The 25043-nt window shown below is 61.5% G+C and carries 22 protein-coding genes, 1 other RNA gene, 1 pseudogene and 1 riboswitch; of the genes and pseudogenes, 17 read left to right on the forward strand and 7 right to left on the reverse strand.

The features are described from left to right. Nucleotides 1-176: 176 nt before the first annotated feature. Together D6Z24_RS04425 and D6Z24_RS04430 are read right to left on the reverse strand one after the other, a co-directional pair. Complete coding sequence (locus tag D6Z24_RS04425) at nt 177-674, reverse strand: DUF11 domain-containing protein (RefSeq protein WP_162605069.1); 498 nt, start codon at nt 672-674, stop codon at nt 177-179. 191 nt (nt 675-865) lie between these two features. Further along, a riboswitch (cyclic di-GMP riboswitch) is annotated at nt 866-950 on the reverse strand. A gap of 382 nt (nt 951-1332) precedes the next feature. Continuing rightward, a complete protein-coding gene (locus D6Z24_RS04430; RefSeq protein WP_129125311.1) occupies nt 1333-1938 on the reverse strand; it encodes a hypothetical protein in 606 nt (201 codons plus the stop codon). 372 nt (nt 1939-2310) lie between these two features. Between D6Z24_RS04430 and D6Z24_RS04435 the strand changes: the two genes are divergently transcribed. The 9 genes from D6Z24_RS04435 (at nt 2311) to D6Z24_RS04475 (ending at nt 11322) form a co-directional block, all read left to right on the forward strand. Next, a complete protein-coding gene (locus tag D6Z24_RS04435; protein ID WP_129125312.1) occupies nt 2311-3678 on the forward strand; it encodes a UbiD family decarboxylase in 1368 nt (455 codons plus the stop codon). A 27-nt stretch (nt 3679-3705) separates the two neighbouring features. Beyond that, nucleotides 3706-4575, forward strand: a complete 870-nt coding sequence (locus tag D6Z24_RS04440) for a 4-hydroxybenzoate octaprenyltransferase (protein WP_129125313.1) — start codon at nt 3706-3708, stop codon at nt 4573-4575. Beyond that, nucleotides 4572-5183 (forward strand): UbiX family flavin prenyltransferase, encoded by a 612-nt coding sequence (locus D6Z24_RS04445; RefSeq protein WP_129125314.1) that lies wholly within the window; start codon nt 4572-4574, stop codon nt 5181-5183. Before D6Z24_RS04440 ends, D6Z24_RS04445 begins: the two co-directional genes overlap by 4 nt. 90 nt (nt 5184-5273) lie before the next feature. Beyond that, nucleotides 5274-6350, forward strand: coding sequence for an aminofutalosine synthase MqnE (gene mqnE, locus D6Z24_RS04450; protein WP_129125315.1), 1077 nt, complete (start codon nt 5274-5276; stop codon nt 6348-6350). 74 nt (nt 6351-6424) lie between these two features. After that, nucleotides 6425-7489 carry a cyclic dehypoxanthinyl futalosine synthase gene (gene mqnC, locus D6Z24_RS04455; RefSeq protein WP_129125316.1) on the forward strand — a complete coding sequence of 355 codons (1065 nt, stop codon included), beginning with the start codon at nt 6425-6427 and terminating at the stop codon, nt 7487-7489. 185 nt (nt 7490-7674) lie between these two features. Next, the gene (gene hisC / locus D6Z24_RS04460) at nt 7675-8727 is read left to right on the forward strand and encodes a histidinol-phosphate transaminase (RefSeq protein WP_129125317.1); all 1053 of its coding nucleotides are present in this window, start codon (nt 7675-7677) and stop codon (nt 8725-8727) included. A gap of 169 nt (nt 8728-8896) precedes the next feature. Further along, the gene (locus tag D6Z24_RS04465) at nt 8897-10030 is read left to right on the forward strand and encodes a ribonuclease D (protein WP_129125318.1); all 1134 of its coding nucleotides are present in this window, start codon (nt 8897-8899) and stop codon (nt 10028-10030) included. A 164-nt stretch (nt 10031-10194) separates the two neighbouring features. Further along, entirely contained in the window at nt 10195-10899 is a 705-nt protein-coding gene (locus D6Z24_RS04470; RefSeq protein ID WP_129125319.1) for a DUF72 domain-containing protein, read from the forward strand. A 96-nt stretch (nt 10900-10995) separates the two neighbouring features. Beyond that, nucleotides 10996-11322 carry a hypothetical protein gene (locus D6Z24_RS04475; protein ID WP_129125320.1) on the forward strand — a complete coding sequence of 109 codons (327 nt, stop codon included), beginning with the start codon at nt 10996-10998 and terminating at the stop codon, nt 11320-11322. A 133-nt stretch (nt 11323-11455) separates the two neighbouring features. Here D6Z24_RS04475 and D6Z24_RS04480 read toward each other — a convergent pair whose 3' ends face one another. Further along, nucleotides 11456-12196: a 16S rRNA (uracil(1498)-N(3))-methyltransferase gene (locus tag D6Z24_RS04480; protein WP_129125321.1), complete on the reverse strand. Its 741-nt coding sequence runs from the start codon at nt 12194-12196 to the stop codon at nt 11456-11458. A 3-nt stretch (nt 12197-12199) separates the two neighbouring features. Then, on the reverse strand, nt 12200-13120 hold the full coding sequence (gene prmA / locus D6Z24_RS04485; RefSeq protein ID WP_129125322.1) for a 50S ribosomal protein L11 methyltransferase: 921 nt from the start codon (nt 13118-13120) through the stop codon (nt 12200-12202). 270 nt (nt 13121-13390) lie between these two features. On the opposite strand from prmA, the gene D6Z24_RS04490 reads away from it, so the two are divergent. From D6Z24_RS04490 to D6Z24_RS04500, 3 genes are all read left to right on the forward strand, one after another. Next, nucleotides 13391-14203: a pyruvate, water dikinase regulatory protein gene (locus D6Z24_RS04490; protein ID WP_129125323.1), complete on the forward strand. Its 813-nt coding sequence runs from the start codon at nt 13391-13393 to the stop codon at nt 14201-14203. 35 nt (nt 14204-14238) lie between these two features. After that, complete coding sequence (locus tag D6Z24_RS04495; protein WP_129125324.1) at nt 14239-14913, forward strand: response regulator transcription factor; 675 nt, start codon at nt 14239-14241, stop codon at nt 14911-14913. Between the two features lie 166 nt (nt 14914-15079). After that, nucleotides 15080-16459, forward strand: coding sequence for a DegQ family serine endoprotease (locus tag D6Z24_RS04500; RefSeq protein ID WP_129125325.1), 1380 nt, complete (start codon nt 15080-15082; stop codon nt 16457-16459). An 88-nt stretch (nt 16460-16547) separates the two neighbouring features. Here the strand turns inward: D6Z24_RS04500 and D6Z24_RS04505 are convergent, their stop codons facing one another. Continuing rightward, entirely contained in the window at nt 16548-17591 is a 1044-nt protein-coding gene (locus D6Z24_RS04505; protein WP_129125326.1) for a ribonuclease Z, read from the reverse strand. A 152-nt stretch (nt 17592-17743) separates the two neighbouring features. Beyond that, a non-coding RNA gene (ssrS, locus tag D6Z24_RS04510) (6S RNA) lies at nt 17744-17925 on the reverse strand. 155 nt (nt 17926-18080) lie between these two features. Here ssrS and D6Z24_RS21775 point away from each other — a divergent pair. The 5 genes and pseudogenes from D6Z24_RS21775 to D6Z24_RS04540 all read left to right on the forward strand — a co-directional run bounded on the left by D6Z24_RS21775 (nt 18081) and on the right by D6Z24_RS04540 (nt 24209). Further along, a pseudogene (locus tag D6Z24_RS21775) lies at nt 18081-18674 on the forward strand (DUF507 family protein). 160 nt (nt 18675-18834) lie between these two features. Further along, nucleotides 18835-19125 (forward strand): co-chaperone GroES, encoded by a 291-nt coding sequence (groES, locus tag D6Z24_RS04525; RefSeq protein WP_129125329.1) that lies wholly within the window; start codon nt 18835-18837, stop codon nt 19123-19125. Nucleotides 19126-19189: 64 nt separating this feature from the next. Further along, the gene (groL, locus tag D6Z24_RS04530; protein WP_129125330.1) at nt 19190-20833 is read left to right on the forward strand and encodes a chaperonin GroEL; all 1644 of its coding nucleotides are present in this window, start codon (nt 19190-19192) and stop codon (nt 20831-20833) included. A gap of 237 nt (nt 20834-21070) precedes the next feature. Beyond that, on the forward strand, nt 21071-22756 hold the full coding sequence (locus D6Z24_RS04535) for a HEAT repeat domain-containing protein (protein ID WP_129125331.1): 1686 nt from the start codon (nt 21071-21073) through the stop codon (nt 22754-22756). Nucleotides 22757-22772: 16 nt separating this feature from the next. Then, nucleotides 22773-24209 carry an HD-GYP domain-containing protein gene (locus D6Z24_RS04540; protein WP_129125332.1) on the forward strand — a complete coding sequence of 479 codons (1437 nt, stop codon included), beginning with the start codon at nt 22773-22775 and terminating at the stop codon, nt 24207-24209. On the opposite strand, the gene D6Z24_RS04545 is transcribed toward D6Z24_RS04540, so the two are convergent. Then, nucleotides 24210-24803: a hypothetical protein gene (locus D6Z24_RS04545; RefSeq protein WP_129125333.1), complete on the reverse strand. Its 594-nt coding sequence runs from the start codon at nt 24801-24803 to the stop codon at nt 24210-24212. Nucleotides 24804-25043 lie beyond the last annotated feature (240 nt).

Here is a 25043-nt window from a genome sequence, read left to right on the forward strand (position 1 = left end):
AAAAAATAAAAGGTCCTGCTGTTACTGCTGTTACTGCTGTTACTGCTGTTACTGCTGTTAGTGCTGTTAGTGCTGTTAGTGCTGTGTCTGTGGGGCTTCGGGTTAGTCTTGTGTCATATGCCTCCTTTGTACGTAACTTGACTTTTTGTCTGCCTCTAGTCGTTCTGCGTTTATAACTATTTCACTTTTACCTTGAAGCTGACCGATCCCTTGCCGCCTGCAGGCACTTGGGGGATGGTCCAGCGCACATCGGTGTAATCGTCCGGGGACGCTACTTTCTTCTCCGGTTTCCCGGTGCTTCCCTTCACCTCGTAGGTGAGCAGCGTCGGCTTCTTGAAGGTTTTCCCCTTGTCGATGGAGAAGGAGAGGTCGCCGGTTTCGCTCGCGCTGCCGGGGATGTACGAGGTTCCGGCCGGGATCGGATCACTGATGATCACGTCTTTGGCGGCATCGGTGCCGGAGTTCACGTAGTTGAGGGTGTAGATGATCTCCTCGCCCGGCTGAACGCCCTTCGCCGCGATCCGCTTCTTCACCTGCTTCCCTTTGGCGGTTACGCTCACCTCTTTCTCGGCCTTGATGGTGATGGCCACCTTGGGCTGTGCCCATGCGGACAGCGGCATTGCCGCCAGCATGAGACCGACGGTGCCTGCCAACAAATTGCTTGTTCTTTTCATTTTTTCTCCTTGTTGTGACGCTTGATGCTCTTTGTTTACCTTTCTTGTCTGCATAAGTGCCGCTTATACGGCAGCTTTCACGCTTTCATACTTCTGATACAAAAATGCCCGTCTGCATATTAAATGGAGACGGGCATCTCTGACCGTTGGGAAAGCGCAGCTTTCCCTTGCGGGCCTGACTCCAGATGCTCTTCGGTAACCCGGCTATCCCCTGCTGCTTGCAGTGGACCCGTGGCTTTGCGTCGCCGGATTGCTCCGGGTTTGCCGTTATCGGAGTAAGCTATGTCTTTGCGTGGACTATGGAACCATGCCTTCCTTTTATCGGTTGAAAACTGGTTATACCAATATTGTCGAGCGCTTACGGAGTCGATCTCCAGTGGCGCTTCCTGTTGTGCTTAGATCTCCGCCATCTTATGTCCTACAAAATCGCGCCACAATACCAAATTGCTTGAAAAATATAAAGTTATTTTTCCAATGAGAGGTGGGGCGAATGCGTCGGCGCATCTGTCTTGGCGCTGTGACAGGTGGCGCCCTGGTTCATTCATGAGTCGTTTTTCGATCAGGGGGCAGTCTGGAGGGGAAAAAAGAAACCGCCGCCGGCAGGGTTGCTGCCGACGGCGGTGGTTTGTCAGGCTTTTTATGGGGAGGTGACGTTTGTTTAAGGGGCCGGTGCCGGGCCGTAGCTGTCGATCACGAAGTCGAAGCTCGCGGCGACCGTGTAGGTAGGCTTGGCCGGGTTGTTGTCGTCTTCGATTATCGCGTTGTAGCTGCCGCTCACCCTGTCCCCGGTGTTGCTGCCGTAACGGGTGAAGCTGATCGTGCCACCGATCGTTCTGATCAGGGTGGACGGTTGCCCGTTGAGGAAGTAGACGCTGCCGGGGAAAGCCGGGGCCGCTCCGCCGCTCCCCAAGGAGTACGCCACCTGCGGCGTGATCGCTGCGCCGGGGTTGATGTCGATGCGGGTGACCGTCTTGTAGTCCGGATCCGTGAGGCTCGTCGCGATGGCGGCGCGGAACACGATGCCGAGATCGGATTTGCTGGAGGAGAGGTAGGTCACCTTTTCCAGCCCGTAGCCGTCGCTCGTGATGGTGTAGGAGTTGCTCGGCGCGGTCGGAGTCGTGTCGACACCTGCAGGGGCGCTGCCGCCTCCGCCACCGCCGCAACCGGCGATGACCACCAAGGCAATCGATAGAAGAAGCGCCCTGGTCCTGGCGCTGAATGAGCTTTTGCGGGATGCGTAGTTTGTGGTGGTGTAGGTGTTCATGGAAGCCCCCCTGTTTACGTGGTTGCTACCTCTATTACATACACGGTGCCAGAATTTTCTCATGTGAAAGAATCGTCGTATGTAGTTCACTTATCGGCATTAATTCTTCTGAACTGGAGAAATTTTGCTCGCTATTTTCAAAAAGTTGATGTTCAGCGCTTGCACAGCTTTGAGGGGTGCTGTACCAAACTTGGCTAGCAACATGCCTCTGCCGACTCCGGGGTGATGGTTCATGAACAGCTGCGCATTCCGGAGAGTGGGACTGGGGCCGTGCGAGAGGCTTTTGATGCCCCGGTCGGGGGGAAGAAAAACGTTGTCATCGCCCGGTGGAAGTGTTAAAAACTTGCAGTTCAGGTTATTTGCGGAGTGTGCATGGCCATCAGGGACTTACGCGGCTTTCTTGCCGAGCTGGACGCGGCGGGAGAACTGCAGCGGGTGGATGCGGAGGTCGATCCCGAACTGGAGATCGCCTGCATCACGGACCGCCAGAGCAAGCTCCCAGGCGGCGGTAAGGCGCTTCTCTTTGAGAGCGTAAAGGGAAGTTCACACCCGCTGGCAACCAACCTCTTCGGCTCACCCCTGCGGATGGCGCTCGCGCTTCAGGTTGAGAACCTCTCCCAACTGACCGGCAAGATGGAACACCTGCTTGAGTCCCCGGACCTGGCACCGGCGCCGAGCCTGGTGCGGCACCCTTCCTGCCGGGAAGTGGTCTGTCGTACTCCGGACCTGGGACGTTACCCTTTCCTGAAGAGCTGGCCCGGCGAGCAAGGGCGCTTCATCACACTTCCCCTCGTCTTCACGCGCGACCGCGATACCGGCGCCACCAACTGTGGCATGTACCGGGTGCGCATCTTCGATGACCGGTCAGCGGGCATTAGGTGGAAGCCGGGAAGCGGCGGCCACGCGCACTGGCAAAAGTACCGCGATGCGGGCGAACCCATGCCGGTCGCCATCGCGGTGGGTGCGGCTCCGGCACTGACCCTGGCTGCCGCGCTCCCCCTGCCGCAAGGTGTGGACGAGGTTTCCCTCGCCGGCTACCTGGAAGGGGCACCGGTGGAGATGGCGCACTGCCTCGATTCGGATCTCCTGGTTCCGGCCCTGGCCGAGATGGTGATCGAAGGGGTGATCGAGCCGGGAGCGACCCGGGCCGAGGGGCCTTTCGGGAACCACACCGGCGCATACGATCCGGGGGAAGAGGTTCCGCTGCTGCGGGTGACCTGCATCACCCACAGGAAAGATCCCATCTGCCAGGCCACCGTGGTCGGCCCCCCGCCCATGGAAGACTGCTACCTCGCCAAGGCCGGCGAGCGGCTGCTGCTCCCGCTTTTGCGGCGCGGCTGTCCCGAGATCGTCGACCTGGTCATGCCTTTGGAGGGGATCTTCCACGGCTGCGCCATCGTCGCCATAGAGAAGAAGGCGCCGGGGGACGGGCGACGGGTGCTGGAGAGGCTGCGCAGCGAGGGATGGCTGAAACGGGGGAAGCTCCTGGTGGTCGTGAATCGGCCCGAAGGGGAGCTGACCCTTGCTGAAGGGTTTTGGCAGGCGCTGAACGCGGTTCGATTTCCGCGCGACCTGGTGGTGACGCCTGACGGCTGCCTCGGGGTCGACGCGACAGGCAAGCTTCCCGAGGAAGGGGGGCTTGCTTCGGATAAAGTACGGCAGGACGCATCGGTAAGCGCCCGGGTGGAGAAGAGGTGGCGGGAGTACGGCTTCTTTGACGGCGACGGGCGGGAAAGGTAGTTAATGAGCAGTCAGGCAGGAGTAGAGATGACGATATACGCCAGGGTAAGAATTTTCCTGGAGATGATAAAGTTCAGCCACACCATTTTCGCGCTTCCTTTCGCCTTTACCGGTGCCGTGCTGGCCGCCCGCGGGGTGCCGACGCTGGCCCAGGCCGGGTGGATCATCCTCGCCATGGTCGGTGCGCGTACCGCAGCAATGGGGCTCAACCGGGTGATCGACGCCGAGATCGACGGCAGAAATCCGCGCACCGCCGGGCGCGCCATTCCGGCGGGCCTTCTGGGGCGCGGCGCCGTGCTCTGCTTCATCGTCATTTCCGTGCTGCTCATGCTCTTCGCCGCGCGCATGCTGAACCCGCTTTGCCTCTACCTTTCACCGGTGGCGCTCGGTTTCATCCTGCTCTACTCGTACTGCAAGCGTTTCACCTCGCTGGCGCACGTGGTGCTTGGCATCTGCCTTGCCGGCGCGCCGCTCGGCGCATGGATCGCCATTCGCGGCAGCGCCGATCTCCCCGCCTTCCTGCTCGCCTTCGCCGTGCTGTTCTGGGTGGCCGGTTTCGACATCCTCTACGCGCTGCAGGACATGGACTTCGACCGCGAAAGCGGGTTGCACTCCATTCCCGCGAGACTCGGCGTCAACGGGTCGCTCTGGACCTCGCGCATCTTCCATGTCGTTTCCTGTCTCTTCCTGATCGGCCTTTATTTCCATCTCGGGCTCGGGCATTTCTTCCTGGCCGGTGTAGTCGCCACCTGCGGGATGCTGTTGTATGAGCATTACCTGCTGCGGGGCGGAGACCTCGCCTGTCTCGACGCCGCCTTCTTCAACATGAACGGCTACATCAGCGTAACCCTCTTTTTCGCCACTCTGCTGGACACGATGACCGCAGGTGCGCTGTGAGCAAGCGGCACTTCGTCGTCGCCATAACCGGTGCCTCAGGCAGCGTGTACGGCCTTAGGGTTGTCGAGGAACTGCTCAAGGGGGGTGCCCGGGTCAGCGTCCTGATCACCGCGGCGGGGTTCGCCGTCCTGCGCGAGGAGTGCGGGCTTTGCTGGGGGGGGACGGCGGCAGAGGTGCAGGAGCAGTTGCGCGGCCGGCTGGGGTACGAGGGTGACGGGCTGCGTTACTACGCCTGCGACGACCTTTTCGCCCCCATCGCCAGCGGTTCTTCCGCGCCGGATGCCATGCTGGTGGTTCCCTGCTCGATGGGGACGCTCTCGCGAGTCAGCTGCGGCAACGCCGGGAACCTGCTCGAGCGCGCCGCCGACGTGATGCTCAAAGAAGGGCGCCCGCTCGTGCTGGTGCCTCGGGAGACCCCCTTCAATGCGATACACCTGGAGCACATGCTGAAGCTCTCCCGGTTGGGTGTGCGCATCGTCCCCGCGATGCCCGGCTTCTATCACAAGCCGCAAAGCCTTGAGGATCTGGTGGACTTCGTGGTGGGGAAGGTGCTGGACAGCGTGCAGGTCGAGCACAATCTCTTCAAACGCTGGGGCTCCGAAGGATAACTGGGCCTTGCAGCTTGGCCAGCTTGGCCAGTCAGACCAGTCAGACCAGTCAGACCAGTCAGACGTCCGACAAGAAAGGAAAAAGCAGCAATGACTTTTGCAGAAATAGCAGAAAAAGTGCATTCCGGAGTGCGCATCGACGAAGCCGAGGCGCTCTTTCTCTTTGAGTACCCCGACCTCCTGGCGCTTGGTGAACTGGCCCAGACCGTGAACGAGCGGCGTAACGGCCGCAAGGTCTTCTTCAACGTCAATCGCCACATCAACCACACCAACATATGCGTGAACCGCTGCCGCTTCTGCGCCTTCTTCAGGAGGCCGGGCGAGAAGGGCGCTTACCTGATGTCACTGGACGAGGTGCGCACCCGGGCCGAGGAGGCGCTGCAGCAGGGGGCTACCGAGATCCATGTAGTGGGCGGGCTGCACCCCGATCTCCCCTTCGAGTTCTACCTGGAACTGCTCGCTACCATCAAGGCGGTCTCCCCCGATCTGCACGTGAAGGCCTTCACCGCGGTCGAAATCGCTTACCTGGCCGACCTCGCCAAGCTCACCATCCCGCAGACCCTCGAGAAGCTTAAAGAGGCGGGGCTCGGTTCGCTTCCCGGCGGCGGCGCCGAGATCTTCGCCCCGGAAATCCGCAAGCAGCTCTGCCCCGAGAAGATAACCGGCGCAGAGTGGCTCTCGATCATGAAACAGGTGCACGAGGCAGGGCTTAAGTCGAACGCCACCATGCTCTACGGGCACCTGGAGAGCGTTGCCGACCGCGTCGACCACATGCGTCAGTTGAGGGAGCTGCAGGACCTGACCGGCGGCTTCCAGGTTTTCATCCCGCTTGCCTTCCAGCCCGAGCACTCGGAGCTTAAGATCGGCGGCAGCGGCACAAGCGGCGTCGACGACCTGCGGACCCTGGCGGTCGGGCGGATCTATCTCGACAATTTCGCCAACGTGAAAGCCTACTGGGTCATGCTCGGGGAGAAGATCGCGCAGGTCGCGCTCTGCTTCGGCGTCAACGATCTCGACGGGACCGTGGTAGAGGAGCGCATCGGTCACGATGCCGGTGCCGAGACGCCGCAGGCGATGAGCCGCGACGCCATCGTCGCCATGATCCGCAAAGCGGGGCGTATCCCGGTCGAGCGCGACACGCTTTACCGCGAACTGCGCGCTTATTAGTTGACCGCGTCCACCAGGTCCACCGGGTCCACACCCCGGTTGCCCGCGAGCCGAAAGAAAATGGCAGGTTCACCATGCTCAACACCATAAATGAAAAAGTAGCCTCCGGCGCCGAACTCACCCGCGAAGAAGCCCTCTGGTGCCTCACCGAGGGTGACCTCGTCGCCGTCGGCCGCATCGCCGACACTATACGCCGCACCATGCACCCGGATGGGTGCGTGAGCTTCGTGGTCGACCGCAACGTGAACTACACCAACGTCTGCGAGTCGCAGTGCAAGTTCTGCGCGTTCTACAGAAACGCCGAGGCCCCCGACGCCTACCTGCTGGAGAACGGCGAGATCATGGCGAAGATCCAGGAACTCGTGGACCAGGGGGGTACCCAGCTCCTGATGCAGGGGGGGCTGCACCCTTCCCTCGACGTCACCTACTTCGAGAAGCTCTTCCGCGAGATCAAGCGCCGCTTCCCCGGCGTGCAGAACCACTCGCTTTCTCCCGCGGAGATCACCCACACCGCGAGGCTATCCGGGCTCTCCATCCCCGAGACGCTCGCGCGCCTCAAGGAGGCGGGGCTCGATTCCGTTCCGGGGGGCGGCGCCGAGATCCTCGTGGACAGCGTGCGCGCCGAGATCTCACCTAAGAAGATCGGCTGGCAGGGGTGGGCGACCGTGATGCGCGAGGCGGCGAAACTCGGCATGTCCACCACGGCGACCATGATGTTCGGCAGCAAGGAGCGCGTCGAGGACATCGTCGAGCACCTGTTCCGGGTGCGTGACCTGCAGGCCGAGGGTGGCAGTTTCACCGCCTTCATCCCCTGGACCTACCAGCCGGGGAACACCGAGCTCGGCGGCGAGACGGCGAGCGGCGTCGAATACCTGAAGGTGCTGGCGCTCTCACGCATCGTGCTGCGCAATATCCGGAACATCCAGGCGAGCTGGGTGACCCAGGGGGCCAAGATGGCCCAGGTCGCCCTCTTCTTCGGCGCGAACGACGTCGGGGGGACCATGCTCGAGGAGAACGTGGTCGCCGCGGCGGGATGCCGTTTCCGCATGTCGCAGCAGCAGATGATCGAACTGATCAAGGGTGCCGGCTTCACGCCGGTCCGACGCACCACCCTCTACCGGGAGCTCGAGCGCTACTGATGGGGCAATGGAAAATTGACAATTTACAATGTCGTTGGCGTTGGGGCTGGCGCTTGCCCCCGGCCCGGTCCGGCCACCAAGCCGAAAAACTTGTTGTTTCATCGCCAATTGTTCAATCGTCCATTGTCAATTGACGTTCAATTTGGTTATATTCACACCCTGAATCTGCCAGCAAAGGAGTTGCCATGAGTGCCCTGCGAAAAAACATCGCAGATATGGCAGGCTATGTCCCCGGCTTCCAGCCCGAAGATGCGGCCTCCTACATCAAGCTGAACACGAACGAGAACCCCTATCCGCCGTCACCGCGGGTGATCGAGGCGATAAACGCCGAGGTCGGCGAGGGGCTGCGCCGCTACCCGGACGCCGCGAGCCGTCTGGCCCGTGAGGAAGCCGGCAGGCTGTACGGTTTCGATCCGTCATGGATCATCATGGCCAACGGTTCGGACGAGGTGCTGAACAACCTGATCCGCGCCTTCGCCGGCGAGGGGGAGGAGGTCGCCTACATCCATCCCTCCTATTCTTATTACGGGACGCTTGCCGAGATCCAGGGCGCCAAGGTACGTACCTTCGGACTCTCCGAGGCGTTCGAGCCGCAGGGGATTCCGGAGCGCTACGATGCGAAGCTCTTCTTCCTCACCAACCCGAACGCGCCCCTTGGCTTCACCTACAGCCAAAAGTACATAGCGGATCTGGCCGGCCGGCTCTCCGGCGTGCTCGTCGTGGACGAGGCGTACGCCGATTTCGCCGAGGAGAACTCGCTCGAGCTCGTGCGCTCCCTTGACAACGTCGTGGTCACCCGGACCTTCTCCAAGAGCTATTCGCTCGCCGGGATGAGGCTTGGTCTTGCCATCGCACGCCCCGAGGTGATCGCTGCGCTCAACAAGATCCGCGACCACTACAACCTGGACCGCCTGGCCCAGACCGCCGCGGCTGCCGCACTGAGCGACCAGGAGTACTTCCGCGGCTGCGTCGCGAAGATCAAGGAGACGCGCGCCTGGTTCACCGCCGAGCTTGAAAAGATCGGCTACCACGTTATTCCATCCAGCGGGAACTACGTCTTCGCTTCTCCCCCCGACCGTGACGGCACCCGTGTCTACCAGGGGCTCTACGACAGAAAGATCCTCGTGCGGCACTTCACCGACCCGAAGCTCAGCCACGGCCTGCGTATCAGCATCGGAACGAAAGAGGAGATGGAGCGCACCGTGCAGGCCCTGGTCGAGATCGGCCCGGGGCGGTAACCGCTTCCGGAAACCAGAAATTTTTTAGCAAAAAGAAATTCAGGCACTTGTGCAGAAGGTGAAAAAGTTGTAATCTTTGCGGCTGGCGCGTCGACCGGCTCAGCCGATCGGCATCTTGCCAGCTAACTATCTTGACCGCATACAGAGATGCAGAAACGGACGGAGACTTTTGCAGAACAGACATAATGCTACAAATCCCGCAGCGGCATACCTCATCACCGACCAAAAGACCCTGGATGAACTCGTTGAGCGGCTCGCGAAAGAGACGGTTCTGGCTTTCGATCTCGAGGCCGACTCGCTGCACCACTACACCGAGAAGGTCTGCCTGATCCAGGTCTCCTCCGAACAGGAAAACCGCCTGATCGATCCGCTGGCCGACCTCGACGTGAGGGTGCTTGCTCCGATCTTCGCCAACCCCGCCATCAAGAAGATCTTCCACGGCGCAGACTACGACATGCGCTCGCTGTACCGCGACTTCGGCATCGAGGTCGTGAACCTGTTCGACACCATGATTGCCAGCCAGTTCCTCGGCGAAAGCGAGTTCGGCTTGGCGGCTCTCTTGAAGAAGCGTTTCGGGGTGGAGTTGGACAAGCGTTACCAGAAGGCGGACTGGAGCAAGCGCCCCTTCTCGCCGGAGATGCTGGAATACGCCATGAAGGACACCTCCCTCCTGATCCCGCTTTACCGTCAGCTCGAAAAGGAACTGGTCGGCAAGGGGCGCCTCACCTGGGTGGAGGAGGAATCGGAGCTGGTGGCCGGGGTGCGTTCTCCTTCCCGCGAGGGGGAGCTCATGTGTCTGCGCTTCAAGGGCGCCAACAAGATGAAGCCGCGCGAGCTTGCCGTTCTCGAGGAACTCCTTAAGTTTCGGGACGAGAAGGCGCGCACCGCCGACGTCCCCCCCTTCCGTATCCTGAGCAACGACCTGCTGCGCGAGCTGGCGGAGAAGCAGCCGAGGAACAACTTCGAGCTGGTCGGCATCCACAGCATGTCCTCGAAGCTGATCGAGCGGCTGGGTCGCGGCCTGCTGCAGGCGGTCGCCGCCGGCCTCGCGGTACCGCAGGACAAGCTCCCCCAGGTCCAGCAGTCGCGTCGTCCGGTGCTGGACCGGATCCAGGACGAAAAAGTGAAGCGGCTCAAGGTCTGGCGCGAGGCGAAGTCGGCCCAGCTCGGACTCGGCGTAGGCCTCGTCGCCAACAACACGCTTCTGGAGGCCCTGGCCGAGCCCGGCTCCTCTCAGAACGCGCTTTTGAAGCGCTGGCAGCGCGAGGCGTTCGGTGATGAGCTCGCGTCGCTCATTTCCTAAAAGACCGTACCTATCGATGTGCCGAAAAGGCGGGTTCCTGTGAACCCGCCTTTTTTCGTAAATGAGTCTCGCCGCCTGCTGTTTTCCATGAGAACTCCTTGTGCGGGGCAAGGGGTGCTGTATAAATATGAAGCTGGAGCGGGAAACGATCGGCGGAGGAGCAGATGGCTCTTTACGTAGGGACCAGCGGATTCTCGTACGCGGCATGGAAGGGGAACTTCTACCCCGAGCACCTTGCGGGGCAAAACATGCTCGCTTTTTACGGCACGCGTTTCAACGGTGTTGAGATCAACAACACTTTCCACCGGATGCCGAAGCTCTCGTTGCTGGAAGGGTGGCGCGGTGAGGTCCCGGAAACTTTCCGTTTCGCGCTCAAGGCGCCGCAGAGCATCACCCACGTTCGGCGCCTGCGCGAGGTCGACGACGCGGTCTCTTACTTCTTCGACGTGGCCGGGGCGCTGGGAGAGCGGCTGGGGGCGGTGCTGTTCCAGATACCGCCGAGCCTGAAGAAGGATGTCCCCCTGCTGCACGACTTTCTGTCCCTCGTTCCTCCCGGGCGCCGGGTCGCCCTGCAGTTTCGCAACCGCTCCTGGCTTGACGACGAGGTCTTCTCCCTCCTGCAGCGAAACGACGCGGCGCTCTGCCTGGTGGACAGCGACGATGACGAAGCCATGCCTGCGGTGGCGACCGCCGGGTGGGGGTACCTGAGACTCAGGCGCCAGGAGTACGGGGCTGCGGAATTGGGGAAGTGGGTGGACCTGGTCAACAGGCAGGGGTGGCATGACGCTTTTGTCTTCTTCAAGCATGAGGATGCCGCAAAGGGGCCGATGTTCGCGCGGCAGTTTCTCGATATCGTTGCTGGTGGATGAGGAGGCCGGGGCAAGGAGCGTGCCCCGGAGTACGACCGATCAATACAAGACCAAGGGCCGGTGCCGGCTCGAGGAAGGCAAATAAGGGAGGTACGGATGAGTATCTGGAGCGTGGCGAAGATCGCGGCGACGAAGATCCCGTGGGGGAGGGTGTTCGAGAACCTCCCGGTGGTGGTGGAGATGGCGAACCGGGCCAAGGGGCGGTTCATGGGGGAAGGCGCTGCAAGCGACCTGGAGGCGAGGTTGCAGCAGCTCCACGAGGAGAACCGCAGGCTGGAGAAGGCGCTTCTTGAAACCTCCGGGCACTTGCAGCTTGCGGTGAAGACGCTGAAGGTGGTAATGGCCCGTCAGAAGGTTTTGATGGGGGCTACGGCGGTTTCGTTGCTGGTCGCCATTGCAGCGCTGGTGGTGGCGCTCAACTGAGCAAGGGGAAATAGATCTCTTCCTCACCGCGCCTGTATCGTCGGCCGCAGCGATTTTCCCCCTCCCCGGCCCTCCCCCTCCGGGGGAGGGAGGTGCAGAGCGGACTCCCTTGACGCAACCGATTATTTCTCTCCTACCTGATGTCGCCCCAGTGGAACTGCAGGATCGAAACCATGGCGAGCCCGGCGGTCTCCGTGCGCAGGATCCGCTTGCCGAGGGTGACCGGGGTGAAGCCGCAGGCGAGCGCTTCCTTTACTTCCTCAGGACTCAACCCTCCCTCTGGGCCGACGACGATCGCCACGCTCTTTGGCTCCGTGTGACGGGCCAGCGTTTCCCGCAGCGTATTCTCGTCCTCCCCCTCCCATAACAATAGCTTCACGTCCTGCCGCGATTCCTTGAGCACTTCCTTCAGAGTCCCGCCTATCGCCACCCTCGGCGCGCCGCCACGCCCCGACTGTCGGGCCGCTTCCTGCACGATCTTCTCGAAACGCGCAAGTTTTCCTGCCGTCTTCTCACCCCGGAATTTAACGATGGAGCGCGCGCCGTCGAAGGTGACCACCTCGGAGATGCCGAGTTCGGTGCACTTTTGCAGGATCAGGTCCAGCTTCTCCCCCTTCGGGAGTCCCTGGTAGAGGGTGATGCTGAGAGCGGGTTCTTCTACGGCAGGTGCGGCGTTCGCGGCGATGCGGACGGTGAGGGCTTTTGCCCCCACCTCCGCGATGGTACCGCAATGCCTTACCCCGCAGGCATCGATGAGCTCGACCTCGGCCCCTTCTTTGAGCCGCAGCACGCGAGCCATGTGCCGGTAGAGCTCACCGGTGACGACCGCTTCACCGTCACTGATGGCGTTGTCGCCCAGGAAAAAGCTGCGCATTCGCTACCGGGACTTTCTCAGGGTGAGGCATGACCACTCGGCCTCCCTGGGGTTTTCCACGAGGGAGAGCGAGGGGAAGCCTGCGAGGACGAACTCTTCCTTCTCGGTCAGGATGCCGGAAAGGATGAGCCATCCGCCGGGGGCGACGCGGGAGATGAGCTGATCGGAGAGGCGCACCAGTTCCTCGGCGAGGATGTTGGCGACGACCACGGGGTAGCTCCCCGGCAGCTTGCCGAGGTCCGTGGTGGACGCGGCCACCCGGTCGGCGACACCGTTCAGCTCGAGGTTTTCCTGGGTGACGCGCACCGCCTCGGGGTCGATGTCGACGGCGGTAATGGCGCCGGCGCCGAGAAGGGCGGCGGCTATGCTGAGTACGCCGGAGCCGGTTCCGACGTCGAGAACGGGAGAGGGGAGCACGCCGTCGCAATGGTCGAGCGCGATCCGCTCCATCGATTCGAGGCACATCTTAGTGGTGGGATGAGCGCCGGTGCCGAACGCCATGCCGGGGTCGATCTGGATCACCAGGTCGCCTGCCACTTCCTGGTACTCTTCCCAGGTCGGTTTGATGACCAGGCGCCTGCCGATGCGGACCGGCTTGAAATGTACCTTCCAGTTGTTGGCCCAGTCCTCGTTCTTGATGACGGTGACGACGGGAGGCTTGTAGACGTACCCCTCGAATTCGGGGCCGCGGGTGGCGAGGAACTGCTCAACCTTGATGCGCATGTCCTCGAGGGAGTCGTCGAGAGGGAGGTACCCTTTCACGGTCTTCACGCTGCTATCCTCGAGGGAATCGAGGGAAAATGTGTCGAGGTGCATGTTGTCGATGCCGACGCCGTTGCCGGTCAGTTCGACGAGAAAGTCCGCTAATGTGTCCACCATTTCGGCGGGGACGTCGCAGGCGATTTCGGCCCAGTCCGTGATCATAATGAGTTTTCTTCTCCTTTGGGGTTTGCGAATGCCGGATTAAACTAGCAGAGAAATAAAGGAAATGGCAATGAAAACCTTGACATCCAAAAAAAGTCGGGCGTAATTATAATTAAAATTTTTCGGGCATGTGCCGATAAGAAAAATCGAGAAGCTTTTCCCATTAAATTTTAGTTTTGCCTAAAATGAAAAAACATGGTATATATCTAATGAATTTGGCCGGGCGGGCGTAAAGAACCGAGTAAGGCCGCGGATTTTGGGTGATTAAAGATGTATCACGTCTATTTACTTTCGGATGCAACGGGTGAGACGGTCGAGCGGGTGGCGCGGGCCGCGCTGACCCAATTCAAGGACGTGGACGTCCGGCTGCGCCGGGTCGGGCAGATCAGGAACCAGGATGACATCCTGAAAGCCCTGGACGAGGTCGCCAAGACCCCCGGCATCATCTTTTACACGCTGGTCAACACGGAACTGGCGCAGTTCGTAAGAAACGAATGCGAGGCAAGGCAGCTCGATGCGGTGGATCTCATCACGCCGCTTCTCTTCAAGCTGGCCGAGTTCCTGGAAATGAGGCCGCAGAAGCTTCCCGGCCTGCAGTACGAGATGAACTCGGAGTACTACCGCCGCATGGAGGCGGTGGATTTCACGGTAAAGCAGGACGACGGCCAGGAGCCGCGCAACCTGCACAAGGCCGACATCGTTCTGGTCGGGGTATCCCGCTCCTCCAAGACGCCGCTTTCCATGTACCTGGCACACAAGGGGTACAAGGTGGCGAACGTCCCGATCATCCAGGGGATCGACCCGCCGCCGGAGTTGGAAGAAGTTGAGCCGGAGCGGGTGGTTGGCCTTATCATCAGCACCCAGCGGCTGGTAGACATCCGTTCGGCGCGCCTGAGAAACCTCAGGCAGAGCCCGCGCGGCAGTTACGCGGATTTCAGGCTGGTCGAGGAGGAGCTGGCGTATTGCCGGCGCTTCTACCGGGCCCACCCCGCATGGCTGGTCATCGATGTAACCAACAAATCCGTTGAGGAGTCCGCGGCAGAGATCTTGAGCCGGCTCCATGGTGATATCAGGCACGATTAGAGGTCGACATAATTAACAAAGAGAGGGAAAACAACATGAAAATTCTGGTGGTTGAAGACGAGAAGAAGGTTGCCAGCTTCATAAAGCGCGGGCTCGAAGAAGAGCAGTACGAAGTCACCACCGCGGCAGACGGTGAAGAGGGGCTGAAGCTTGCGCTCGAGAAGCCGTTCGACCTGATCGTGCTCGACTGGATGCTCCCGAAAAAGGACGGCCTGTCCGTTCTGAAGGAGCTCAGGGAGCGCAAGAACGTCACCCCGATCCTGATGCTGACTGCAAAGGACTCCGTAGAAGATATCGTGGCTGGTCTTGATTCCGGTTCCGACGACTACCTGACCAAGCCGTTCGCGTTCGCCGAGCTGCTCGCCCGCGTCCGTGCACTGATGAGGAGGAGCGAGCTCGACCGCGGCGCCGAGATCCGTTTCGCCGACCTGCGTCTCGACCCGGTCACCCACAAGGTGTGGCGCAAGGACAAGGAGATCGACCTTACCGCGAAGGAGTACGGCCTGCTCGAGTACTTCATGCGCAACCCGCACCAGGTGCTCACCAGGACCATGATCGCCGAGCACGTCTGGGACTACACCTTCGACAGCTTCACGAACATCATCGACGTCTACGTGAACTACCTGCGTAAGAAGATCGACCGCGACGCCGACAAGAAGCTCATCCACACCGTGAGGGGCGTAGGCTACATCCTCAAAGAAGAAGAATAGACAGAGGCCGAAGGCACCTGTCCTGCTGAATGAAACGGACCTTTTCCAGTCGAAACACGACCGGGAGGGGTCCGTTTTTTCTTTGTAAGCGGGGAAGTGTCGGGAGTCTTGACAAAGTCCGGGAGCGGTATTAGCTTTACCCTACTCAAACCCTCAGGAGGTAGCCATGCAGGCAGCAATCGTAGCAAGATTCCTGGTGTTAAGCTTATTCCTCTCTTCCCTTTTCTCAGCAGTGGCGGGAGCCTCAACCCTCACCCCCGACTTTGCCAAGCTGGCCAAGAAACTAAAGCCGGCGGTAGTCAACATCAGCACTTCGAAAACGGTAGGCATGAAGAAGCACCCGAACGTAGGTCCCGGCGGCGACCCCTTCCAGGATTACTTCGAAAAGTTCTTCGAAACGCCCAGGCAGCACCCCTACAAGCAAAGGAGCATGGGCTCCGGCTTCATCATCAGCGATGACGGTTACCTGATCACCAACAACCACGTGGTGAAGGACGCCGACGAGATCAAGGTGAAGCTTTCCGATGGCCGCGAATTCAAGGGCGAGGTCAAAGGGCGCGACGACAAGCTCGACCTCGCGCTGATAAAGATCGCCGCCAAGGGGCATCTGCCGGTGGCACCTCTCGGGGACAGCGACAAGAGCGAAGTGGGCGACTGGGTCATGGCGATCGGCAACCCCTTCGGCCTTGCGCAGACGGTGACCGCGGGTATCATCAGCGCCCAGGGGCGTGTCATCGGCAGCGGGCCCTATGACGACTTCATCCAGACCGACGCCTCGATCAACCCCGGCAACTCCGGCGGTCCGCTCTTCAACACCGACGGCGAGGTCATCGGGATCAACACTGCCATCGTCTCGGGCGGCCAGGGGATCGGTTTCGCCATCCCGATCAACATGGCCAAGGACATCCTTCCGCAGTTGAAGGAGAGCGGCAAGGTGACCCGCGGCTGGCTCGGCGTATCGGTGCAGCAGGTGACCCAGGATCTCGCCCAGTCCTTCGGCATGGAAGGGGAGGCGGGGGCGCTCGTCGCCGAGGTGATCAAGGACAGCCCCGCCGAGAAGGCCGGCGTCAAGGGTGGGGACATCATCCTCGAGTACGACGGCCACCACATCAAGGAGATGAGCGAGCTGCCGCGCCGCGTTGCCGCCACTGCGGTCGGAAGAACGGTGAAACTCGTGGTGCTGCGTGACGGGAAACAGGTGCCGCTGCAGGTCACCATCGAGAAGCTGAAAGACGGCGAGGAGGAAGACGCAGCGGTGAGCGGCGACCGTCTGGGCCTCAAGGTGGCCGATCTTTCGGCGGAGCGCGCACAGCAGATGAAGCTCCAGGGCGAGAAGGGGGTGCTTGTCACCGACGTCGATGCGGATAGCCTGGCCGAGCGTGCCGGCATCGTCGAGGGGGACGTGATCCGGGAGATCAACGGCGTCAAGGTCACCAGCGTGAAGGATTACAGCAAGGCGATTGCGGCCGTGAAGAAGGGCGGTTACCTGAAGATGCTGCTCAAAAGGGGCGACGCCTCGCTGTTCGTGGCCCTCAGGATCGACTAGGCGCCGCGCAATAAAGTCAGGAGACAAAAGGAAAAGGGGATCCGGTGTGCCGGGTCCCCTTTTTTGTCCTGCGGAACATGCGGCGCCCTCACCCCCGGCCCCTCTCCCGGGAGGAGAGGGGGGCTTGCTGGGCCCCGCCTCCGAAGGCTTCCGCCACTTCCCGGCGCAGCTCCTCCTCGGCGCCCAGGTGCCGCGGGGAGAAGTGGAAGGGGATCACGCGCGCCGCACCCGCCTCGCGCGCGAGCGTCCCGGCCTGCCTGGCGGTCAGGTGCGCGCGCTCGCGTGCCCTTTCCCGGTCGATATCGAGAAAGACCGCCTCGATGAAGAGGTAGTCCGCCCCACGGGCCAGTTCCGCGATGCGGCGGCGGTTTTCCGGCGTGTACGCGGTGTCGGTCACGTAGGCGATCTTCTCTCCCGGGACGACCTGCAGCACCTGCTCCTTCAACTCGCCGAGGGAGAACTCGCGCATCCCGCCTTCGGCTGCCGCAATCGTGAAGGCGGTATCGTCCGGCGCGCCGCGCAACACGGCGCGCTTCACCTCGGAGAGCCACGCCCCAACCGGCAGGCCGAGGGCTGCGAGCCTGTTCTTCATGAAGTTCACGTGCAGCTTCTCCTCGAAGGCGTAGCCGAGGCAGGGGATGCTGTGCTCAAGGAAGGTGACGGTGAGCCTCAGGTTCTCCTCCTCGTGGACCACGCCGTCCCGGAACGGGAACTCTTCCTCATCTTCCCGCGTGAAGACGCGCCGGGAGTTGAAGCGGGCGCGTCGCGCCCGCCCTTCGGGATGCAGTTCGGTGACGGTGATGACGAACTCGGTCGGATAGCTCTGGATCAGGTTCCAGCTGTAGGAGGCGAGCCGGTGCTCGACCTGGCTCAGGATGCCGGGCGGCCCGAAGAGGCGCAGCGTCATATCCCGCCCGAGCATGATGCGCAGCATGAGATCGAAGCCGATGAAGTGATCGATGTGGGTGTGGGAGATGCAGACGTCGGTAAGCCTTAGGATCTTCCGTGCGCCGAGGGAGGCGATCTCGCCCAGGTCGAAGAGGAGCGCACGGCGGGCGAACTGGAAGTCGACGTAGACGCCGGGGTCGCCAAAGGGTGGGTTGACGAGCCTGGGGAGGAAGTGGGGAGTCATGCGGCCTCCTTTGGAGCCGTTCTACGTTCTATGTTCTACGTTCTACGTTGCGTGGGCGACCGGGAGGCGGGGCAACTCCTGCTATATATCCATATGGGGCTTAGCGCAAGACGAAAAAAGGGGATCCGTTTCCGGATCCCCTCAGTGCTACAGCTCTCTCCGCCTTGTCGTTTGGTTGGGGGGCCTCACAGCGAGTTCCCATTCAGGTGGGCTCCTGTAGGTCGCTTTAGGCAATTCCCGCGCAATGGGGCAGCTCACCACGACCGAAACAGGCTCCCGTACAATAAATTATTCCGCAGGGGCGTTAATAACCTCACGGACAACGCAGAGAGAGCGAGTAAGTGGCTGTATTGTAGCGTTGCCCAAATGTGAAAGCAACATTGTTTTCTTTAATGTGAAACGTTGCGGCCCTGTCCCTAAAACTGTTGCAATTTTGCCCGGTTGACGTAGAATGCGCCGAACCAAAAATCCTCATAAACGGGAGGGAAGATGCGTCTTAAAGAGGAGCAGATCGCACGTCTGGCTGAGAAGGTTCTGGGCGACCTGGAACGGGCCCAACTCGTGGAGCAGAAGCAGGGGCGCGGCGCCGTCCTTACCGCGATCAAGGCGGCCATCGCGCAGGATCTGAAGCGTGAAGAGGACCTGGAGCGCGATGCCGAGGCGCTTCTCGAACAGACCCTGAAGGCGACGGGAGGGGCGGGGATCGACCGGCACAAGATGCTGAAGATGATCAAGGACAAACTGGCCAAGGAGAGGAAGATCGTCCTGTGAGGACCGGCCTCGCCGGTAAAGCCAACCAAGGAGCCCACCATGCACATCTCTGAAGACCGCATCTCGCACATAGCCCACAAGATATACGACAAGCTCTACAACGACGACCTGGCCGACTTCCCGGACGAGCGGCGCGCCCTGGAATCGATCAAGGGGTCCATCGAGGGGTTCTTCTCCATCATGGAGCAGGTGGACCAGGCGGTGCGCGCGAAGCTCTCCTCCTACAGCCAGGCCAAGGTTCCCGGGAGCCGGGAATGGGAGATCCTGTACCAGAAGTTTTATGCGGAGGAACTGGCGAAAAGGAAGTGGTGACGCGGGTATAACACGCGGAAAAATAATTTGGAGAGCGCCCTTGATTTTTGGGGGCATGCTGTTTATATTTAGCGGGTCTTTAGCACTCAGTAGTTTTGAGTGCTAATATTTTTTCAATATCAAGAGATCGTATGCATCTCAAGGAAAGGAGAGGAAAAGCATGAATCTTAGACCGCTGCAGGACCGCATCATCGTGAAGAGGGTTGAGGAAGCTACCATGACCGCCGGTGGGCTTTACATCCCGGAGACCGCCAAGGAAAAGCCGCAGCAGGGCGAAGTCGTGGCAGTCGGCAACGGGAAGAGGGGCGAGGACGGCAAGGTGTACCCGATCGATCTCAAGGTGGGCGACAAGGTGCTGTTCGGCAAGTACGCTGGGAGCGAAGTGAAGCTCGAGGGGGAGGATTACCTCATCATGCGCGAGGACGACATCCTCGGCGTTATCGAGAAGTAATTCCTTCAAGCCCGCGCCATCACGCGCATCGTGATTCATAAAATTTCCAAGGAGGATATATACAATGGCAGCAAAGATCATCAAGTTCGACCAGGAAGCACGCAACTGCATCCTCAAAGGCGTCAACACCCTGGCAGATGCCGTTAAGGTGACCCTGGGCCCCAAAGGGCGCAACGTCGTCATCGAGAAGTCCTACGGTGCACCGCTCATCACCAAGGACGGCGTTACCGTCGCCAAGGAAATCGAGCTGGACGACAAGTTCGAGAACATGGGCGCGCAGCTGGTGAAGGAAGTCGCCTCCAAGACCTCCGACGTAGCCGGTGACGGCACCACCACCGCAACCGTTCTCGCCCAGGCCATCTACCGCCAGGGCGCCAAGCTGGTCGCTGCCGGCCACAACCCGATGGAGATCAAGCGCGGTCTCGACCAGGCCGTAGAGGCGCTGGTCGCCGAGCTGAAGAGCATCTCCAAGCCGATCAAGGACCACAAGGAAATCGCGCAGGTCGGCACCATCTCCGCCAACAACGACAAGACCATCGGCGACATCATCGCCGAGGCCATGGAGAAGGTCGGCAAGGAAGGGGTCATCACCGTCGAGGAAGCCAAAGCGATGGAGACCACCCTTGAGACCGTCGAGGGTATGCAGTTCGACCGCGGCTACCTCTCCCCGTACTTCGTGACCGATCCGGAGCGCATGGAAGCGGCCATGGACAACGTCGCCATCCTGATCCACGACAAGAAGATCTCCAACATGAAGGACCTCCTCCCGGTTCTCGAGCAGACCGCCAAGTCCGGCCGTCCGCTCCTGATCATCGCCGAGGACATCGAGGGCGAGGCGCTGGCCACCCTGGTGGTCAACAAGCTGCGCGGCGTGCTGAACGTCTGCGCCGTGAAGGCCCCGGGCTTCGGCGATCGCAGGAAAGCGATGCTCGAAGACATCGCCATCCTCACCGGCGGCAAGGTCATCTCCGAGGAAGTCGGCTTCAGGCTCGAGAACACCACCCTCGACATGCTCGGCCAGGCTAAGAAGATCACCGTCGACAAGGACAACACCACCATCATCGACGGCTACGGTGCCGAGGCGGACATCCAGGGTCGCGTCAAGATGATCCGTGCCCAGATCGAGGAGACCTCCTCCGACTACGACCGCGAGAAGCTCCAGGAGCGTCTGGCGAAACTGGTCGGCGGCGTCGCCGTGATCAAGGTCGGTGCGGCTACCGAGATCGAGATGAAGGAGAAGAAGGCACGCGTCGAGGACGCGCTGCACGCGACCCGCGCGGCGGTCGACGAGGGTATCGTCCCTGGCGGCGGCGTGGCTTACCTGCGCGCCCTCAAGGTGCTGGACAACCTCCAGCTTGCCCCCGAGCAGCAGTTCGGCGTGAACGTGATCAAGCGCGCCCTCGAGGAGCCGATCCGTCAGATCGCCCAGAACGCGGGCGTCGACGGCTCCATCGTGGTCGACAAGGTGAAAAACGGCCAGGAGGCCTTCGGCTACAACGCGGCCGAAGACGTCTACGTCGACATGATCCAGGCCGGCATCATCGACCCGACCAAGGTCTCCAGGAGCGCGCTGCAAAACGCCGCTTCCGTGGCCGGTCTCATGATGACCACCGAGGCCATGATCGCCGACAAGCCGAGGGAAGAGCCGGCAATGCCGGCGATGCCGGGCGGCATGGGCGGTATGGGAGGCATGGGCGGCATGATGTAACCAAAGCCGTAACTTGGCAGTAAAGGGGGGGGATGACCGCAAGGTCGTCCCCCCCCCTTTTTTTTACCCGGCAAGGACGCCCTTTGGACGGTTTCTATCCCCTTTGCAGCTTTCCCGCATTTTTCATGAGAACGTCGTCTTTACATGCCCCCCTCCCGCCGCGTATACTACCCGGGGCAAAGATGAGAACGACTCGGGCCGGGAACACATGAGGCATGGCCGCCGCCAGGGAAGGGCATGACGCAAGAGACGCTGCAACAAGAAGACACCATAGGCAAAGAGGAACACGCCTCGGTGGTGCAGATCATCCAGACCATGGTGAAGACCTCCAAGGCGCTCAGGATCTATCTGCCGAACAACCCGGTCCTCATCGGTTTCATCTCCGAACTCGGCACCAGGATGACGGTGCACTTGGCGCGTTACGGCGAGCTGAGCCTGGAGGTCGACCCCTTCGCCCTTCACTGCCAGGGCGCCAAGGTGTACGAGAACACCGATCCCAAGGAGAGCATCGCGAGTCGTCTTTACGCCGACGGCATCAGGGCCCTGTTCTTCGACCAGGGGGTGCAGAGCGCGGAGCTCACCGCCTTCCTCGGCATCGCCGGTTTCGACCGCACAAGCAACGACGACGACATCGTCACCCAGCTCTGGGAGCGGAACCTCCAGCACATAGGCTACCTGACCGAGGAGGATTTCCGGGATGGTGCTCCGAGCGAGGAGGCCGGCACCTCCGGGGACCAGCGCGAGGCCCTGGGGCGTATCCGCCAGGCGCTCGCGGAGCAGCCCCCGCCCGCGCCGAGGATGATACCGAAGCATCTCCTCATGCTGAACGTCGACGAGGAGAAGTGGCTGCAGGGCGCGCTGGAAGCCGAGGGGCGCTGCAGCGGGCTGGAAGACGTCATCGGCGTCCTGGCCGCTACGGTGGCGGGGACCCGGGACCCCGAACTCTACCGTGACTTCATCGCGATGATGGAGACCCTCGCCGTCACCTTGCTCCTGGCCGGCGACATGGGGCACGCCCTGAAGCTGGTCCGATTCCTCGACCGGATGAGGCAGCGCAGCGGTATCGCGCAAGAACAGCGGGCCCCGCTCGAAGCGGCGCTCGCCGCGGTCCTCTCCGATGCGACGGTCCGGACGCTGCAGGTCTCCCTGGACACCGCCGACGCCCCGACCGGGTACGGCGAGCTGAAGGAGCTGCTCCTGATCCTCGGGCTCCCCGCTCTCCAGCCGATCTGCGAACTGCTCGGAAGGGTGGAAAAGCTCAAGGTGCGCAAGCTCCTGGTCGAGGTCCTGGTCGAACTAGGTCGCGACGATCCCGCCGTTTTCCGCCCCTTCCTGAACGACCCGCGCTGGTACCTGGTACGGAACCTCGTGCTGATCCTCACCCTGATCGGCACACCCGAGGCGCTCAGGATGATCCTCGGGCTGACCTCGCACCGGGAGGCGCGCATACGGCGCGAGGTGCTCGGGTTTCTCGAACGTACCGACGACGAAAAATCCAAGCCGTACATCCTCAAGTACCTGCGCGACGAGTCGAGCGCGCTGCGCATCAAGGCGCTCCAGGTATTGGCGCGTGAGCGGCTCCCTTTTGCCTTTAAACCGATCTTCGCCCTGGCCGCGGCCGACGATTTCCAGGAGCGTCCCTTCCCGGAGCGGACGGCGATCTGCCAGGCCCTCGGGGAGCTGGGGCAGGAGCGTGCCATCCCGATGCTGCGCGAGCTGCTCATGAAGCGCTATTGGTTCAACAAGGGAACTGAAAAGGAGGCGTTGCAGCTCGCCCTGGCGGGGCTTGCGCGCATCAGGGGCTCCGCCGTCCTTCCCATTCTGGAGGAGGCGCGCAGTCAAAAAAGGGGGGGCGAGTTGCGCGAGCTTCTCGACCAGGCGGTGAGCGAAGCGAGGGCGGCCAAGGACGGTAGAAAGAGATGAGGGGGAGCGCGTGGTCGTGAGCGTCGAGACAGACCGGGAACGTCTGGGAACCGAAATGGCGCGGCTGGGAAAAACCCTGGTCTCGCACCTCTTCGTCCTTTTGAAGAATTGCGCCAACTACAGCCCCGGTCATGCGGCCGTCCTGCAGCGGGTGACGAACCTGCTTGCCGTGGTGCGGGAGATCGCTGCGAGAAGCGAGGACGCCTCTCTCCAGCTGACCGGAGCGCATCTGTACCTTGGCGAACTGCGGCTCAAGCCTGACATCGCCAGTTTCGAGGGGCCCCGCTACATCATCGAGCTCATGCAGCGTCACCAACTCGGGAGAATCACCTTCGCTCCCGACGTGAGCGCGGAGGACGTGCAGCGTCTCGCGTACCTGTTGCGCGAGCCGGAACCCGGCGACGCCCCGTACCAGGGGTTTATCGATGCAGCCAAGGAGCGGGGGATCACGGGGCTTGAGTTCGATATCCTGCGTGCGGAAGAGGTGCTGACCATTTCGACGCGGCAGCGTCGGGTGAGGGGAGGGGGGCACACCGCCCGCCCGCTGTACCGAAAGCTGCTGGCGACGATGGACGAGGTCGCGGCGGAGGTGGCCTCCGGGCGCCGCCTGCGCCTTAGGGAGTCGAAGCGCGTGGTGCAGCAGGTGATCGACCTCCTCTACACCCACGAGGCCGACCTTTTGGGGCTCAGCACGATGCGTTCCCACGACCGCTCCACCCAGCACCACGCCGCCAACGTCTGCATCCTCTCGCTCGTCATGGGCAAGCGCCTCGGGATGAACAAGTTCCATCTCTGCGAGCTGGGGCTTGCCGCGCTCTTCCACGACATAGGGTACTGCGATCTGCCGCCGGAGTTGCTGGACAAGCCGGGGGAGCTTACCGCCGAGGAGCGGGAGGTGATGGAGAGGCATCCCCTGTACGGGGTGAGGAAGGTGATGAACCTGAAGGGGCTCGACGATCTTTCCGCCCGCATCATCACGGGGATCTTCGAGCACCACCTGATGGCGGATTTCTCGGGCTACCCGCGGATCGGGTACCGGAAGCTGGGGCTTTTGGGGCGCATCATCAGCATCGCGGACAGCTACGACGGCCTCACCTCGTCACGCGTGAGCGGCAGAAGCGCCTATCCACCCCACAAGGCGCTCAGGGTGATGCTTTCCCAAAGCGGGAGATCCTACGATCAGGCGCTCTTGAAACTCTTCGTCGGCTGCGTCGGCATCCACCCGGTCGGCTCGCTCCTACTTCTCGACGGCGGGGAACTGGCCGTCGTGGTCGGCAACAGCGAGGACCCCGCGCAGTGGGACAACCCGCTCGTGCGCATCATCGCCGACCGCGGCGGTGAGTGGGTGGAGGGGGGAGAGGTGGTCGCTCTCGGCTCCCCCGGCTCCCCCCAGGCCGTTACCGCCACGCTCGACGCCTACCATTACGACCTCGACGTGAGCAGGTTTTTCTAGCTAGTCGTAGACCACGACCAGCTTCGGAGGCGTTGCGTTGGATTCGCTGAACTCCACCAGCCCCTGGACGGTGAAGTCGCGGTTCTCCAGGATGCGGAGCTGTAAGTCGTTAAAACCTCGCCTCTGGGCCTCGCGCATCAGGGACGTGACGTTGAAGGATACCTGGTTGAAAGCGTTCGGGGCCGGCAGGGTGTACAGGGACGAGGCGTAGACGGTGAGCCCTTCCTGGTAGAAAGACGGGAGGAGTCCTGTCGGTTGGAAGGAAACCAACTCCATTTCCAGCGGGATGTCGTCGGTGGGCGGAACGAGCGTAAAGGTCAACGTCGCCGAATGTATGAAGGCATCCAAGGGAATGGCATTCAGCGGAAAGCTCAGGAATCCCCGGTACTCTCCGGTGCCGGTCACCCCTACCAGGACGGTTGCCCCCTGCGTAACCGTGCGAGGGTCGCCGTTTAACGGCTCGAAAATATCCCCGTCGACGTTCAAATCGCTCTCGATGGTCGTTTCCAATACCGGCCTGTCGCTTCCGCCGCCGCATCCCGCCAGTGCGAAAAGCACCGCCGCCAGCACCAGCCATAAAATCTTCCTCTTCATGTAGACCTCCTTTTCTTCATCCCAATTAGAGTCCCCCCGGGTGGAACACGCAAAATCCTACCAGAGGAAACGGAAAATAAAAGACAACGCAGGGGTCTCCTCGAGCAGTTTTCGGTTTAAGGGGGCAGGTTGCACAAACCCCAATGCCGGGTACAATACCTTGGCTAAATTCTAATGTAAACGCCGAAGTGCTGGCATTAACAGCGGGATCCAGCGCAGCAGTGTGGCAGGTACGCTCCC

Source organism: Geomonas oryzae (assembly GCF_004117875.1).
Lineage (GTDB): Bacteria > Desulfobacterota > Desulfuromonadia > Geobacterales > Geobacteraceae > Geomonas > Geomonas oryzae.